Source organism: Paraburkholderia sp. RL17-373-BIF-A (genome assembly GCF_046030175.1).
Lineage (GTDB): Bacteria > Pseudomonadota > Gammaproteobacteria > Burkholderiales > Burkholderiaceae > Paraburkholderia.
The window spans coordinates 16,322-31,183 of the sequence record NZ_JARESO010000049.1 but is presented as its reverse complement, the minus strand read 5'-3'; the positions used below and the strand labels follow the sequence as shown (position 1 = coordinate 31,183).

Here is a 14,862-nt window from a genome sequence, read left to right as displayed (position 1 = left end):
TTGCGTATTTAACTGATAAGTCAGATTATTTTACCGTTCCCGACAGGTGATGAAATGAATGGATCGACGAAGCCCACCACGCTGCCGCCGCTGACTGGCGGCAAGCTGGTGCTGGCGACGCTTGCCGTGGCGCTCGCCACGTTTATGAACGTGCTGGATTCATCGATTGCGAACGTGGCGATTCCGACCATCGCCGGCAATCTCGGCGTCTCGGTGGACGAGGGCACGTGGGTGATCACGCTGTTCGCCGCCGCCAACGCCATCGCGATTCCGTTGACCGGTTGGCTCGTGCAGCGCGTCGGGCAGATCAAGTTGTTCGTGTGGGCGATTCTGTTGTTCGTGCTGTCGTCATGGTTGTGCGGGATTGCACCCAATCTGCCGGTGTTGCTCGCTGCGCGGATTCTGCAGGGCGCGGTGGCCGGTCCGTTGATTCCGCTGTCGCAAGCGATTTTGCTCGGCTCGTATCCGAAGGAAAAATCTTCGACCGCGCTCGCCTTGTGGGCGATGACCGCGACGGTCGGTCCGATTGCGGGCCCGGCGCTCGGCGGCTGGATCACCGACAGCTACTCATGGTCATGGATCTTCTACATCAACATTCCGGTGGGCCTGTTCGCGGCCGGCGTGACGTGGGCGATCTATCGCACCCGCGAAACCCCGACGAAGCGTTTGCCGATCGACAAGGTCGGCCTGCTCTCGCTGATCGCATGGGTTGGCTCGTTGCAGATCATGCTCGACAAGGGCAAGGATCTCGACTGGTTCAACTCGCCGGTGATCGTCGCCCTGACTGTGTTCGCGGCGATCAGCTTCGCGTTCTTCGTGATCTGGGAGTTGACTGAAAAGAACCCGATCGTCGACTTGCGGTTGTTCGGAAAGCGCAACTTCCTCGGCGGCACGGTTGCGATTTCAGTGGCGTACGCGGTGTTTTTCTCCAACCTCGTGCTGTTGCCGCAGTGGATGCAAGAGTATCTGAACTACCGTTCCGTCGATGCCGGTCTGGCCACCGCGCCACTTGGCATCTTCGCCGTGATTCTCGCGCCGGTCATGGCGAAGATCATGCCGAAGTCGGATGCGCGGGTCCTGGCGACGCTGGCTTTCGTCGGTTTTGCCGGCGTGTTCTTCATGCGCTCGAACTACACCACGGGTGTGGATACATGGACGCTGGTTTTGCCGACGCTGTTGCAAGGTATCCCGACGGCCCTTTTCTTTGTGCCGCTGACCGCGATCATTTTGTCCGGCCTTGCGCCCGACCGGATTCCGGCCGCGGCGGGCCTGTCGAATTTCGCGCGGGTGTTCGCCGGCGCGGTGGGAACCTCGCTGGCTTCGACGGGATGGAACGACCGGACGATCCTGCATCATTCGCAACTCGCCGAGCAGACGAGCGTGAACAATCCGACATACACGTCGGCGCTGGATGCGCTGCAAAGTTCGCTGGGAGGCAGTCACGCCCAGGCGATGGCATTCTTCGAACGTTCGATGAATGCCCAGGCGGCCATGCTGGGACTGAACGATATTTTCTGGCTGTCGGCGGTGCTCTTCGTACTGATCATCCCGCTGATCTGGGTGACGAAGCCGGACCGCGCCAGTTCGGCGGCGGCGGCGGGAGCAGGTGGCCATTGAGGGCGGCGCAGGCGGCGAGCGGCATGGTTACCCGTATTTACTATTGCCCGTTCGCCGCCTACGATAGATTGAGGTTTCCGGCTGACGACGCACGTGATCGCCGTAGCCGAGATTCGATAACCGGCTGACAGTCCGGCTTATAAACTGACTTGCAACGGCTTCAAGGCGAACCGACGCAAGCTTTCCGACAGGCATCGTTGAAGCATGAGCGCACCGGCTCATCGCGATGACCCGAGCGGAAGACCCGGCTGCAGCGCGCAACGCTGGTTGCCAGAAAAAATACTGCGCGGTTCGAGGTCTTCCGTTGTTCCTGTGCGTCTTACGGCACCAACATCTTGCGGGAGAGCGCCATGATTCGCGCTGAACGTCGGATCGTATTCGCGGCCATCGCGGTGTTCGTCGCGCTGGGCGGCATGGCGATGGTCATTCACGGTGTGTTGTTCGACACGCGCAATTCCACGCTCTATGGCGGGGTGTTACTGGTGCTCGGCGTCGCAGTGCTGGCGCTGATGCTGACGCCGCGACCAACGGATAAGTCGTGAAGTGAGGCTCGCAACGGCCGATTGAAATATGGCCGCGCCAACCGATGTGGCGCGCCACCGGCTTTCCGGTTCGGCGCGCCCTGAGTCCTGCAGCGGCCGGCACGCAAAGCGCCGGCCGTCTTGCGCAAGCAGTTATTCCGCCGCTGCGCCGTGACTGCATCCAGCGTGATGGACGTGACCTGCCTTGCTGTCGTCCCATGCCGAGCCGAGAATGATCTTGCAGAAATTCAGCCGCTTGTAATTGGGATCTTTCATCTCGAGGACATCGGCTTTGACGTTGCCGAACGTGGTTTCGGGTTTGCTGATCGTGCCTTGCGCAAACGCATCGATGATCAGGTTCTTGAAGTCCTGCTCGCGCGGATGCGCGGCCACCACGCTGACGCGTTGCGCGTCGTCGAACTCGTGATACCGCATGCCGAGCACGTCCATTTCCACGCCCGCGGTCACCAGCGAGACGACCGGCTTCAGATGCTCGGGCACACCCGGCGTGGTGTGAAGCGCGATCGACAACCAGACCTGTTCGATGTCGTACTCGTTGACGCCGTGGCTCTTGAGAAAGTCGCGCGCGGCATTGGCGCCGTCAACTTCGAAGCGATCTGTTTTGCTGCTGTAGTCCGGCGTGAGGCCCATGTCATGAAACATCGCGCCGATGTACAGCAACTCGGGGTCGTACGCGAGGTTGCGGCGCGCTCCCGTCAACGCACCCCACAGGAACACGCGGCGCGAGTGATTGAAAAGCAGATCGTTCTCGGTGTCGCGGACCAGATCGGTTGCTGCCCTCGCGAGACGGCTGTCTGGAATGTGAATGCCGGCAATGGTCGTACTCATCGAATTTCTCCTGGACAAAGATAGTGCCTCGTGAGGCGATGGACTTCGTGTCGTTCGGGCAATGCCCGGACAGCGTTCTGGATTCGCTGTGAGCACCGCCCGGTGATGTCCAAGTATCCGTCGGAGTCGCCTCTAGGTGAGGCGCAATCGACCGGTAAAGCGTGCCAGTGATACGCCGTTTTCTGCCATCCGCGCCCGTTGCGCAGTAGCCGGTGCTTGACGAGGCGCTTGTGGCGCAACCGCCGGGTTTGATTTCGCTAGTTCACTGGCGAATATGGATCGATGGATTTGTTCGTGGCGAGAAGCGTGAGAGGCGCCGATAATCCAGTGAGCCGCGCGAGAATTCTGGTATCGATATGTCGGCACAGACTAAAGGCTTGCTGACACAGAAGATGAGTATCGACCCTGATGCCTGTATTCAATCCAGTCTCTTCAGGTATTCCCACGGGTAAATCCCCTGCGCGTGCCCATCGCTGAACACGATCTGCACGCCGTAGCCCATCGGTTGCATGTCGACGATCGCGACGCGCGGCGAATCGAGTCGCGCCTCGCCCGAATGCGCCAGGCGACGGCATGTCGAGCAAGGGCAGCGTTCTCTCAACGTTGTGTTGTTGATCGATTGCGTGCGTCCGTCATCCCACGTGAGGGACAATCGCCCGCTCGCGGCGTGGACCGTGATCCGCCGAGGGGCGTTCATCGCCGTGCGCTTTCGATTTGAGTCGAGGCGATCCGCGCCGCCTTGCGGACTTCCGGATCGGGATCCGTCGCGGCTGCCTGCAAGGCCGGCAGCGACGCTGCGTCGCCCAGTTCGCCCAGCGACAAGGCCGCTTCCTTGCGCAAATTGCTGATCGCGTGTGTCAGTAGCGACGCGACCGCCGTGCTCGTGCTCGCGTCGCGTAACTTGCCCAAAGCGCGGACCGCTTGCAGCCGGACTTGCCAGTAGTTGTCGGCAAGAGCGTCGATTAGCGCATCTCTTGCGGCCGTCGCGCGCAGTTTGCCGAGCGTGGCCGCCGCTTCTTCACGGACCTGCCACGCGGCATCGCGTAAGGCGCCGAGCAACGCGACAACGGTGTCTTCGGTCGACGCAGCGCCGATCCCCAATGCGCCGATCGCCGCGCGCCGCACGGCGGCATTCGGATCCTGCGCGGCGATGCTGGTGAGGGGTCCAAGCGCGCGCTCGCTTTTCAGCCAGCCGAGCACGCTCACGGCCTCCAGTCGCACGAGGTCTTCGCTCGCTGTCAGCGCGTCCAGCGCGGGGTCGAGTGCGCCCGCATAGCGTAACTCGCGTAGCCCGCGAAGCACCGCCTGGCGCACGAACGGATCATGATGCGTGGTCCAGGCTACGAGCAGCGAACCCGATTGCGAGTCCTTCAAACCGGACAGGCTCTGCGCGGCCGCCTCGCGGACTTCATCATCAGGATCCGCCAGCGCCTCGCAGAGCGCCGCTACCGCATCGGCGCGTTCCCACGCACCGAGCACCTGAGCGGCCTGCGCGCGAACTTCCGACGACGTGTCCTGACGCAACGCGGCGGCGATCGGTTCGAGCACGGTTTCGTCCTCGAGATCGGCGAGCGCGAGCAGGGCGATGCGGCGCACCGCGGCGTCCGCGGATGTCAAACGCGGCAGCAGTTCGGCGGCTTCCGGATCGAGAGAGTCGGGGTCGAAGGTCAGCGGAAGCGAAATATCGGTCATGAGTGAAGTGATGTATGGAGTGGAACGGATCGGGCCATTACGCCGCTCGGGCAGGCAAAGTCGTCATGCCGCCGCCGCTTCGCGCAGCAATGCGAGGCAGCGCCGCTTGATCTCGACGAATCGCGCTTCGGTCGTGGTCTCGTCGTCGCGCGGACGCGGCAACGTCACGCGCAGATCGGCGACGATGCGCGCGGGCCGCTGCGAGAGCACGAGAATGCGGTCGGCGAGAAACAGCGCTTCGTCGATATCGTGCGTGACGAACAGCACGGTCGTGGGGACCTGCGTCCACACGTCGAGCAGCAAGGCCTGCATCATGCGGCGCGTTTGCGCGTCGAGCGCGCCGAACGGTTCGTCCATCAACAGCACGCGCGGCCGGTTGATCAGCGCGCGTGCGATTTCCACGCGCTGCTGCATGCCGCCCGACAACTGTGCCGGATAGCGTGTGCCAAATCCGCTCAGGCCAACCAGATCGAGCAGGTCGCTCGCTTGGCGGCGCCGCTCGTCGGCGGCGAGGCCCTTCATCTTCAGGCCGAACGCGACGTTGTCGATCACGCGCTTCCACGGAAACAGTGTGTGCTGCTGAAACACGAGGCCGCGTTCCGGATGCGGACGCAGCACTTGTTCACCGTCGACGGCGATCTCTCCCGCGCTGGCCGACACATGACCGGCGAGCGCGGCCAGCAGGGTGGATTTTCCGCATCCCGACGGTCCCAGCACGCAGACGAATTCGCCCGGTTCGACGCTGAAGTCCAGTTGATCGAGCGCGGTGAAACGCTGCTCACGCAAGCCCACTTCGACGCTCAGAGCCCGCACGTCGATGCGGCCCGCCGGTTTCGATTGCAATTGCGTACTCATCGCTGCGACGCCTCCATGCGGTACCACGGTATCAGCGCGAGGCCGGCACGCCTCACCAGCAGACTGCTGCCCATGCCCAACGCGCCGATCAGCAGCATGCCGACGACGATGTCCGCGTAGTTCTGCAACGTGTACGACTCCCATGTGAAATAGCCGATCCCGTATTGACCCGCGATCATCTCGGCGCTCACCAGACAGAACCAGGCGGTGCCCATGCCGATCGACAGCCCCGTGACGATGGCGGGTGCGGCGCCCGGCAGGATCACTTCGCTGAACAGCGCGCCGCCTCGCGTGCCGAGCGAACGCGCCGTCGCGACCAGCCGTGGATCGACGCCTTCCACGCCGTGAATCGTGTTGAGCAAAATCGGAAACAGCGCGCCGATAAAAGTGATGAACATCATGCTCATCTCCGATGAAGGAAACATCAGGATGGCGAGCGGGATCCACGCGACCGCGGGAATCGGCCGCAATACTTCGAGCGGCGGCAGCAAGGTGTCTTCGAACGCGCGATAGCGGCCGATAGCGAGCCCGAGTCCAATGCCGACGACGCTCGCCGCAACAAAGCCAACCAGCACGCGCGTGAGGCTCGACAACAGATGCATCGGCAGCTTCGGCGAGTGGAGCAGGGCCCACGCCGCCGGCACGACATCGCTCGGCGCCGGCACATTGGCGAAGGTCACGAAGCCCAACGAGACATGATGTTCGGCGAGCACTTGCCAGATCCCCACGCACGCCAGGACGGCGGCGATCCTGGCCAACGCGCGGATAAGGCGGGCTGGTCTCCAGATCTGCTGACCGGCAGCGGCGCGCCGGATGCTTGCGGTTTGCGCTGCTTCAAGAATGGCTGACATCGACGACTCTCCTGAGTGAGGCAGGCCGCGGCTCGGCGCTCAGCGCGCCGCGACGGCTTGTGTCGCGTCGGTTTTGGCGGCCGCGAAATCCACGACATTGCCGTTCACCTGTTTCGCGTAGCTATCCGCGTTTTCTTTCAGGAGGAATCCGGCGAGGTTGCCCTTGGCGTCCTTCACGTACCAGGCCTGATTGGCAAAGAGTTTGAGTCCGCTCGAATGATCCTGGATGTAGACGACGCGCACTTTCTTGCCGCCTCGTTCGAGCGTATTGACCGCGGCGAACGCTTCCTGGGCCGACGCGTAGTCGCGCACCTTGCCTTCGCCATCGACCCAGACCTGCGTGACGCTGCGCAGATCGGTGATGCGCTTGCCGGTTTGCGCGTCATCGGCGACGAGCGGTTGCTTCGCGTAGTTCTTGAGCGCCGCGTCGTAGTTCAGGCCGGATTGCTTGAACGCTTCGCGGATATAGCGATCGTCGATGAAGGTGTTCACATCCAGATCGACGTCGGTCTTCTTCAGCAGCTTGAGCGTGCTGATGGCCGTGACCGTCGCCTGGCGGTATTCGGGCTTCCACGTCAGATCACGCGTTTGCAGACCGAGCGGCCCGTGGAACAGATAATTGACTTCGGCGTCGATGCCGGTCACTTTCTGGATCAGCTGACTGTACTTCTCCGGATCTTGCGCGAACAGCTGGTTGGCTTCGATCACCGCGCGCAGATACGCGACCACCACCTCCGGATAGCGCTTCGCGTAGTCCGCATCGACCAGCGTGCCGTGGAAGGTCGGCGCATGCGTCTGCGCGCCGTCGTAAATCTTGCGCGCAAAGCCGCGGAACGGGAACAGTTCGGCGAACGGCACGAAGTCGGCATGGGCGTCGATCTTATGCGCTTTTAGCGCGCTGCCTGCCACTTCCGGCGACTGCGTGATGATGTTCACGTCGGTGTCGGGATTCCAGCCTTGTGCCTTCACGGCCCGCAACAGCATGCCGTGCGCTGCCGAGGCGAACGGCACCGAGATCGTCTTGCCTTTCAGGTCGGCGACCGAGCGGATCGGCGAGTCGTCCGGCACGACAATGCCGTTGCCGCTACCCTCGATGCTGCCTGAGAGCACGGTAATGAACACGCTCTTCTTACCCGCCTTCTGGAAGGCCGTGCCGTTCAATGAACCAGGAAAGTCCGCCATCGATCCGAAATCGAGCTTGCCCGCGACCATCTCATTGGTGATCGGCGCGCCGGACGTGAAGTCTTTCCATTGCACGTCGTATTTGACGTCCTTGTACTTGCCGTCGTGCGGCAGATACTTGTCGAGCAGATTCAGTTCGCGGATCAGCAGGCCGCCGGTGGCGCAATTGATCGTCGTGTCCTGAGTGCCGATCGCAATGCGGATGGTCTCGGCACGCGCCGCGCCGGCGGTGAACGCCAGCAGGCCGCTCGCGAGGAGCGTCGTGGCAAGCAGATGACGGATATTCATGAGTTAAACCCCGGTTGATAAGCGGCCGTGTTTCAAAGTGGATGGTTCGTCGCGATGCTTCGTCGTTACCGCAGCAGATAGGGAATCTCGACCCTGACCACATCGGTCGGGCAATCTTTTTCGCAAGGCATGCAGTACCAGCATTCGTCGAACTTCATATAGGCCTTGCCTTTGCTCAGATCGATCGCGAGCAGGTCTAGCGGGCAGACATCCACGCAGACCGTGCAGCCTTTGTCGGCAATGCACTTGTCCTCGTCGATCGTGACGGGTGCGGCGCTGCGCTGGAAAATGTTGTGCGGTGTCGTCGGCATGGTGGCTCCTCAGGCGTCGGCAAGCGCGGGCTCGGCGATGCGCAAGTTCTGATAGGCGTGACTGTCGTGAGCGTCGAGTGGCACCACGTAGGGTTCGACGGCGCGTTTTTCGCTGCGCATGCGACCCGTTGCGTCCTTGCGCAGATGCGTGTGGCAAAACCAGTCCGCGTCGTTGCGCTGCGGATAGTCGACTCGATGGTGGTACAGCCCCCAGCGGCTCTCTGTGCGATACAGCGATGCGTGCGCGGCCATTTCGGCGCAATCGCGAATCGCCCGCACTTCGGCAGCGCGCATCAGTTCGTGCGGATTGTCGGCCTTGATCCGGCCGATGTCGTCGGCAATTTCGGCAAAGCGCTGCTGGCCGATTTCCATCTTGCGCGTGACTTTCGGCGGTTGCAGATAGTCGTTCACCATGCGGCGCAGCTTGTATTCGACTTGCGGCGGCGCGAGACCGGTGTCCCGTTCGAGTGGGGCGTAGATGCGTGAGCGCTCAGCTTCGATCTGCTCGTCGTCCAGCGCGGCATGCTCGCGGCCCTCGATGTATTGCGCGGCGTTGTGGCCGGCGAACCAGCCATAGGTAAACGCGCCGAGCATGTAGTTGTGCGGCACGGCCGCCATGTCGCCGGCAGCATAGAGACCCGCAACCGTAGTTTCCGCGCGCGCGTTCACGTACACGCCGGATGCACTATGACCGCTGCAAAAGCCGATCTCGGAGATGTGCATCTCGATCATCTGCTCGCGATAGTCCGTGCCGCGTCCCGCATGAAAACGTCCGCGGCTCGGCCGCTCGTTCGTATGCAGAATCTGCTCGATGGTCTGAATGGTTTCTTCCGCGAGATGGTCGAGCTTCAGAAACACGGGGCCATTGCCGCTCTGCAGTTCCTGATAGAACTCCCACATCATCTGCCCGCTCCAGTAATCGCATTCGATAAAGCGTTCACCCTTGCCGTTGGCCGTAAAACCGCCGAGCGGTCCCGTCACGTAGGCGCAGGCCGGGCCGTTGTAGTCCTTGATCAGCGGGTTGATCTGGAAGCACTCAAGATTCGCCAGCGCGGCGCCGGCGTGATAGGCCATCGCGTAGCCGTCGCCGGCGTTGGTGGGGTTCTCGTAAGTGCCCATCAGATATCCCGACGACGGCAAGCCGAGCCGGCCCGCCGCGCCGCAGCAGAGGATCACCGCCTTGGCGCGCACCACGTAGAAATCGGCCGTGCGGCAATCGAAGCCCAGCACGCCGCAGGCGCGCCCTTGCGCATCGGTCAACACGCGAGTGACAACGATCCGATTGGTGATCGCAATGCGCGCGCGTTTGAGCTGCCGGTACAGCACTTTCTTGATGTCGTGGCCTTCCGGCATCGGCAGGACATAAGAGCCCATGTGATGCACTTTCTTGACGGCATAGTCGCCGGTGCCGTCTTTTTCGAACTTCACGCCCCAGCGGTCCAGTTCCTCGATGGTCTTGAAGCTGTGCCTCGCGTAAGCGTAGACGGCCGACTGATCGACGATGCCGTCGTTTGCGATGGTGATTTCGCGCGTGTACTGCTCGGGTGTCGCGTGACCGGGGATGATGGCGTTGTTCAGGCCATCCATGCCCATCGAAATCGCGCCGCTGCGCTTGACGTTGGCCTTTTCCAGCAGCAGTACCTTGAGGTTCGGGTTCTGTTCCTTGGCCTTGACGGCAGCCATAGGGCCGGCCGTGCCGCCGCCCACGACGACCAGGTCGTACTCGATCACATGTGTATTCATTTCGTCTTCCTTGTGCTCTTCTTCTCTTTCTGACGATCGATGCGAAAGCGGTACTGGAATGCATCGCCGCGGAAATAGAGGTATTCGTAGTCGATCGGCGTGCCGTCCGCGCTATGGGTGAGACGTTCGATCCGCAGCACCGGGCTGCCTTCCTCGACGTTCAATGCTTCGACGATGTCTTCGTCGGCGAGAATGGCGTCGATGGAAACGTCCGCGTGGCCGAGCGGCACGGCGCAATCGTTCTCGAGAATCAGAAAGATGTCGCGCGTGACGAGGTCGGCATTGGCGAGGCGCTTGCCTAATGCTTCGGGCACCCATGTGATTTCCAGCGACACCGGTTCGCGATTGAGCAGACGCACCCGATGGATCTCGGCCACTTTCGCGCCTTCGGGCAACTCAAGGCGCTGAGCGATCTGGGCGGTGGCCGGAATGAAACGGATGTGCTTGAGCTGGTTGACGATTTCATAGCCCATCGACGACATCGCTTCGGCGAAGCCCTGCAGCGCGCTGACGTTCTGGAATGCTTTCGGCTTGGAAACGAAGGTGCCCTTGCCGTGCAGTTTGAAAACGAGGCCTTCCTTCTGCAGATCGCCGAGTGCTTGCCGCACGGTGATGCGGCTGACGTCGAACATCGCGCACAGATCGTTTTCGGAGGGCATCTGCGAATGGGCCGCATACGTGCCGTTGAGAATGCGCGCGCGCAACTCCGTCTTGATCTGCTCGTAGAGCGGAGCAGCGGCAAGCGGCAGCACGTTGGCGAGGTCGGGTTTCGTCATGGTTTTGCGGGGTTGTCTGTACTTGTTATGACAAGTTGAATCACAGTCTAGTGATGGAGTCGTGCCGGGCGAACGAAGATTTTGTGCTTTGTATTTCTTCTGGGGCGCATTTGGGATGGATGCCGGCGCGCATCCGCGCGGCACGGCGCCCCGGAGTGGGAATGACCCGCGAATCGGCCGCAAGCAGCCGCGGCGAAGCGCGATTAAACTGGCTCGACCTATTCGCAATGGAGAGCGGCACATGTCACGTCAGCTTCGCCTCGGCGCCTTCATGCGTCCCACGACGATTCATACCGGCGCATGGCGCTATCCCGGCGCCTATCCGGACGCCAACTTCAATTTCGGCCATCTGAAGCGTTTTGCGCAGACGCTCGAACGCGGCCGCTTCGACGCGTTCTTCATGGCCGACCATCTCGCGGTGCTCAATATGCCGCTGGATGCGCTCAAGCATAGCCACACGGTCACTTCGTTCGAGCCGCTGACGCTGTTGCCCGCGCTGGCGGCGGTAACCGAAAGGCTAGGGCTGGTCGCCACCGCGTCCACCACGTTCGACGCGCCTTATCACGTCGCCCGGCGTTTCGCCTCGCTCGATCACATCAGCGGCGGCCGCGCGGGATGGAATCTCGTGACGACGTCGAACCCGGACGCCGCGCTCAATTTCGGCCTCGACGAGCATGTCGAGCATGACGAACGCTATCGGCGTGCCCGCGAGTTCTTCGATGTGGTCACCGGCCTGTGGGACAGTTGGGCCGACGACGCCTTTATCCGCGATACGGCAACCGGTACCTACTTCGATCCGCAGAAACTGCATGTGCTGAATTACAAGAGCGACAACTTCTCCGTGCGCGGACCGTTGAATATCGCGCGCCCCGTTCAGGGCTGGCCGGTCATCGTGCAGGCCGGTTCATCCGAAGCGGGGCGGCAGATCGCGGCTGAAACCGCCGAGGTGGTGTTCACCGCGCAAAGCAATCTGGCTGACGGAAAGCGCTTCTACGCCGATGTGAAAAGGCCGCATGGAGAAACTCGGTCGGCAGCGCGATCACATGAAGATCTTGCCGGCCGCCTTCGTCGTGGTGGGCGATACGCTGGACGAGGCGCAGGAGACGCGCGCGCGACTCGACACGTTCGTGCACTACGAGAGCGGCCTCGCTTCGTTGTCGATTGCATTGGGGCACGATGTGTCCGGCTTCGATCCGAACGGTCCATTGCCGGAAATCCCCGAAACCAATGCGAGCCGTACGGCACGGCAAAGAGTGGTCGAATGGGCGCAGCGTGATGGCCTGACGATTCGCCAGCTCGCGCAGCGCATTGGCGGCTACTCGGGACTTGAGATGGTCGGCACGGCTGCGATGATCGCGGATCAGATGGAGCAGTGGTTGGTGGAGGAGGGCTCGGACGGGTTCAATGTGATGTTCTCGCACCTTCCCGCCGGCCTCGATGACTTCGTCGATAAAGTCATTCCTGAATTGCAGAAGCGAGGGCTGTTCCGGCGCGAGTATGAAGGCGTGACGCTGCGCGAGAATCTCGGTTTGCCGCGGCCTGAAAACCGGTTTTTTCCCGCGTGATGTGAGCCGCTCCTGGCAACGCGGGCATTCCAGCGCCGGCGATATGACTTTCGCCGCTTAGCACCTGAGAATTGCTTCGTTTGTTCTGTCCGGCAGCGTTGGTAGAGTGAGTGGCTCACGCGCAAGAAAGAACGTCGATCGACGTCTTGCGCGGATCATCAAGAACAACAGGAAACCACCGCTATGAATTTCAGAGTGCTTGGGGCAGTCCTTGCCGGAAGTTTGCTCGTCATGTCTACCGCCGCGCACGCGGATCGCCTCGACGACATCAAGAAAGCGGGCGTGTTGCGCGTTGCCGCGTTCGACAGCAATCCGCCGTTTGGCTTCGTCGATCCGAAGAACAACCAGATCGTCGGGCTCGACATCGACTATGCGCGTGCTCTCGCGACCCGGCTCGGCGTCAAGCTCGATATCCAGCCGACCAATCCTGCCAACCGTATCGCCTTCCTGAAGTCGGGCAAGGTGGATCTGGTGTTCGCCAACTTCACGATTACCGACGATCGCAAGAAGGAGGTGGATTTCAGCACCCCGTATTTTGCGTCCGGCACGCAGTTCATCGCGAAGAAGGGCACGCTCACGTCGCCGCAGCAATTGAACAGCTTGCGTATCGGCGCGGACAAAGGCACGACCAATGAGCAGCAGGTGCGCGCGCAATTCCCGGGCGCCACGATCGTCGCTTACGACGACACGCCGTTCGCTTTCGCCGCGCTGCGCACGGGCAATGTGCAGGCGATTACGCAAGACGGGCCGAAGCTCGTCGCGTTGCTGGCTAAAGTGCCGGACAAGGCGAACTACGAGATCCCGCCGTTCACCATCTCCAACGACTACGAAGGTGTGGGTGTGCCGAAGGGCGAGACGCGACTGCTGAATGTCGTCAACGAGACGTTGAAGGATCTGGAGGCCAAAGGCACGGCCGGCAAGATTTACGACACCTGGTTCGGCCCGACAAGTGCCGCGCCGTTGCCACGTTTGTTCAAGATCGGCGACGCGCAAAAGAGCTGACGTACGTCGCTTTCTAAGCGCCTGAATACGGCCCGGTCATGACTCGAAACGCGCGGCCGGGCCGTCTTGCTGATAGAGGACCGCGGTTTTTCGAATGCATTTCATGAATCTCTGGCTGGAGCCTCGCTATCTCGACTGGCTCGCACATGGCTTTGTCATCACCCTGGTTCTGTCGGCTTGCGTAAGCGTATGCGCCACGTTGCTAGGCTTCGGGCTGGCGATGGCTCAAATCTCCCAACATCGCACGGTCGCCGTTGCGGCACGCCTCTATGTGCTCGTGTTTCGCAATTCGCCGCTGCTGGTGCAGTTGCTATTCTGGTACTTCGGCGCGGCGACGCTGCTGCCCCAGCTGTGGATGACGTGGCTGAACGCGCCGCATCTGTTGAGCGTTGGGCCTCTTGTCTTGCGCTGGCCGAGCTTCGAGCTGTTCGCGGGCTGGCTCGGCTTGACCTGCTACAGCACCGCCTTTATCGCCGAAGAGTTTCGCGCCGGCATTCGCGGCGTGGGCGTCGCGCAATATCAGGCGGGCGCCGCCTTGGGCATGACGCGTTACGCCACCTTACGTCATGTGATCTTGCCGCAAGCGGTGCGTATCGCCACGCCGCCGCTCGCGGGGCAATACATGAATATCGTGAAGAACTCGTCGCTGACAATGGCGATCGGCGTGGCCGAGCTGTCGTATATGTCGCGTCAGGTCGACACGGAGAGCTTCAGGACTTTTCAGGCCTTCGGTACGGCAACCGTGCTGTATGTCCTCACCATCGCGTTGATCGAAATTGCATTGGTGATCTGGCAACGCACGGGTGCGCGTGCGTTGCAAAGGGGGCATGCATGAGTGCGCTCGAATGGCTGCCGACGCTGCGATATCTGCTGCTAGGTGCGTTCCCCAATGGGCCGCTTGGTGGCGCGGCGTTGACTGTGGTGCTGTCGGTGGTGTCGGCGCTGCTGTCCGCTGCGGTAGGTCTGGCAGGCGGCGTGGCGCTCTCGATGACGCGCGGCGTCACGCATCTGCTTCTGCTCGGAATCGTCGCGTTTTTCCGGGCGATTCCGGTGCTGATGCTGATTTTCTGGGCGTTCTTCCTGATGCCGATTCTGCTGCATGTCGACGTGCCGGGTCTGGCGGCGGTGGTGTGCGCGCTGTCGTTGATCGGTGGCGCGTATCTGTCGCATTCGGTACATGCGGGCATCGTCTCGATCGGAGCGGGCCAGCAGAACGCGGCGCTGTCACTCGGGCTGACGCGTTGGCAAGCGTTACGCTATGTGGTGCTGCCGCAGGCGGTACGCGTGATGATGCCGTCGTTCGTCAATCAGTGGGTGTCGCTCATTAAAGAGACTTCGCTCGCGTATATCGTCGGGGTGCCGGAATTCACCTTTCTCGCCAATCAGGTCAACAGCCGTCTGATGATTTACCCCGCGCAGATTTTCGTGTTCGTCGGGATCGTGTATCTGGTTTTGTGCTCTGCGCTGCAATGGATTGCGTCTCGTGTGTTGTTGCGCGCGCCAGCCGTTCACGTCACTGGCACCGACACGGAAACCGAGGCCGGCACGGCGCGCAGCAAAGAGCGTAGCGTGGCGATGCCCTGACGCGCTGAGTTTGTGCATGGACCGGG

At 61.8% G+C, this 14,862-nt stretch carries 14 protein-coding genes and 1 pseudogene; 6 read left to right on the top strand and 9 right to left on the bottom strand.

Annotated features, from left to right (window positions below; genetic code table 11):
* The first annotated feature begins 54 nt into the window (after positions 1-54).
* Both P0D80_RS37380 and P0D80_RS37375 read left to right on the top strand, forming a co-directional pair.
* Entirely contained in the window at positions 55-1,617 is a 1,563-nt protein-coding gene (locus P0D80_RS37380) for a DHA2 family efflux MFS transporter permease subunit (RefSeq protein WP_408291311.1), read from the top strand.
* Between the two features lie 350 nt (positions 1,618-1,967).
* The gene (locus P0D80_RS37375; RefSeq protein ID WP_132374589.1) at positions 1,968-2,159 is read left to right on the top strand and encodes a DUF2964 family protein; all 192 of its coding nucleotides are present in this window, start codon (positions 1,968-1,970) and stop codon (positions 2,157-2,159) included.
* A gap of 132 nt (positions 2,160-2,291) precedes the next feature.
* Here the strand turns inward: P0D80_RS37375 and P0D80_RS37370 are convergent, their stop codons facing one another.
* The 9 genes from P0D80_RS37370 to P0D80_RS37330 all read right to left on the bottom strand — a co-directional run bounded on the left by P0D80_RS37370 (position 2,292) and on the right by P0D80_RS37330 (position 10,685).
* Entirely contained in the window at positions 2,292-2,987 is a 696-nt protein-coding gene (locus tag P0D80_RS37370) for an HD domain-containing protein (protein ID WP_408176874.1), read from the bottom strand.
* 418 nt (positions 2,988-3,405) lie between these two features.
* The gene (locus P0D80_RS37365) at positions 3,406-3,684 is read right to left on the bottom strand and encodes a DUF971 domain-containing protein (RefSeq protein WP_408291308.1); all 279 of its coding nucleotides are present in this window, start codon (positions 3,682-3,684) and stop codon (positions 3,406-3,408) included.
* Positions 3,681-4,679 carry a HEAT repeat domain-containing protein gene (locus P0D80_RS37360; protein ID WP_408291306.1) on the bottom strand — a complete coding sequence of 333 codons (999 nt, stop codon included), beginning with the start codon at positions 4,677-4,679 and terminating at the stop codon, positions 3,681-3,683. The genes P0D80_RS37365 and P0D80_RS37360 overlap by 4 nt, the downstream gene beginning before the upstream one ends.
* 63 nt (positions 4,680-4,742) lie before the next feature.
* Positions 4,743-5,534 carry an ABC transporter ATP-binding protein gene (locus P0D80_RS37355; protein WP_408176870.1) on the bottom strand — a complete coding sequence of 264 codons (792 nt, stop codon included), beginning with the start codon at positions 5,532-5,534 and terminating at the stop codon, positions 4,743-4,745.
* Positions 5,531-6,385, bottom strand: coding sequence for an ABC transporter permease (locus P0D80_RS37350; RefSeq protein ID WP_408176869.1), 855 nt, complete (start codon positions 6,383-6,385; stop codon positions 5,531-5,533). Before P0D80_RS37350 ends, P0D80_RS37355 begins: the two co-directional genes overlap by 4 nt.
* Before the next feature lie 39 nt (positions 6,386-6,424).
* The gene (locus tag P0D80_RS37345) at positions 6,425-7,855 is read right to left on the bottom strand and encodes an ABC transporter substrate-binding protein (protein WP_408291303.1); all 1,431 of its coding nucleotides are present in this window, start codon (positions 7,853-7,855) and stop codon (positions 6,425-6,427) included.
* A gap of 65 nt (positions 7,856-7,920) precedes the next feature.
* A complete protein-coding gene (locus P0D80_RS37340) occupies positions 7,921-8,166 on the bottom strand; it encodes a 4Fe-4S dicluster domain-containing protein (protein WP_408291301.1) in 246 nt (81 codons plus the stop codon).
* 9 nt (positions 8,167-8,175) lie between these two features.
* Positions 8,176-9,909 (bottom strand): fumarate reductase/succinate dehydrogenase flavoprotein subunit, encoded by a 1,734-nt coding sequence (locus P0D80_RS37335; protein ID WP_408291299.1) that lies wholly within the window; start codon positions 9,907-9,909, stop codon positions 8,176-8,178.
* On the bottom strand, positions 9,906-10,685 hold the full coding sequence (locus tag P0D80_RS37330) for a GntR family transcriptional regulator (RefSeq protein ID WP_408291297.1): 780 nt from the start codon (positions 10,683-10,685) through the stop codon (positions 9,906-9,908). Before P0D80_RS37330 ends, P0D80_RS37335 begins: the two co-directional genes overlap by 4 nt.
* A gap of 241 nt (positions 10,686-10,926) precedes the next feature.
* On the opposite strand from P0D80_RS37330, the pseudogene P0D80_RS37325 reads away from it, so the two are divergent.
* The 4 genes and pseudogenes from P0D80_RS37325 (at position 10,927) to P0D80_RS37310 (ending at position 14,836) form a co-directional block, all read left to right on the top strand.
* Positions 10,927-12,250, top strand: a pseudogene (locus tag P0D80_RS37325) (LLM class flavin-dependent oxidoreductase).
* Between the two features lie 183 nt (positions 12,251-12,433).
* Positions 12,434-13,252: an ABC transporter substrate-binding protein gene (locus P0D80_RS37320; RefSeq protein WP_408291295.1), complete on the top strand. Its 819-nt coding sequence runs from the start codon at positions 12,434-12,436 to the stop codon at positions 13,250-13,252.
* Positions 13,253-13,355: 103 nt separating this feature from the next.
* Entirely contained in the window at positions 13,356-14,087 is a 732-nt protein-coding gene (locus tag P0D80_RS37315; protein ID WP_408291293.1) for an amino acid ABC transporter permease, read from the top strand.
* Positions 14,084-14,836, top strand: a complete 753-nt coding sequence (locus P0D80_RS37310) for an amino acid ABC transporter permease (protein WP_408291291.1) — start codon at positions 14,084-14,086, stop codon at positions 14,834-14,836. Before P0D80_RS37315 ends, P0D80_RS37310 begins: the two co-directional genes overlap by 4 nt.
* Positions 14,837-14,862: the final 26 nt, after the last annotated feature.